Genomic DNA, 563 nt, shown 5'->3' with positions numbered 1-563 from the left:
CGGAAGGCAACCTATAGGTTAAGTGGTTAACCTATAGGTTGGAGTGTGAAGGACATCACCGATAATTTAGGGAGGTTTTCGCCCCTGTTTGGCAGTTAAACGCGCGTTTTTCAACGTTACCAATCCCGTCACGCACGAGCATGTATTCCGCAATCGGCTTGTTGATTTTCTGCTTGTTGACCTTGGCCGAAACCAGCGAGGCAATCTCGCTAATCTCTAAGCCTTTTTTGTCAGCCAACCATTTGGCATCGGACATCGAGTTAACCGCGCCAATCCACCAAGTCGAGGATTGTTCGGTCACGGTTTTGGGCACTTCCTGACCACGCTGAAACACGGTGTGAATCACTAAACCATACTGACGACCACCGCGAAGCAGCTCCCCCGCTTTGCCCTTGAGCTTGCCGGAGGTCTCAACGCAGCTCGCCAACTCTTCGATAACGGCATGCAGCTTGGGCGCATGGCCGTTCCCCACCGCCCACACTACGGCGCTAAAGAACTCCAATTCATCAGCCGTTGCCCCGCCCTTGGGGATGTATGCGAGCTTAAACGACTGACCGGAGCGA

1 protein-coding gene is annotated in these 563 nt (G+C 53.5%); it reads right to left on the bottom strand.

The window, feature by feature from the left end:
- Window positions 1–55: 55 nt before the first annotated feature.
- Window positions 56–563: hypothetical protein (locus tag OH458_RS21970; RefSeq protein ID WP_269979857.1), on the bottom strand; the 508-nt coding region annotated here is incomplete at its 5' end.

It is taken from the genome of Vibrio sp. MarTm2 (assembly GCF_027587055.1).
In the GTDB taxonomy this organism is placed as follows: domain Bacteria; phylum Pseudomonadota; class Gammaproteobacteria; order Enterobacterales; family Vibrionaceae; genus Vibrio; species Vibrio sinaloensis_D.
Note: the sequence above shows the minus strand (reverse complement) of the source record. Positions and strands in the feature narration are given on the sequence as shown.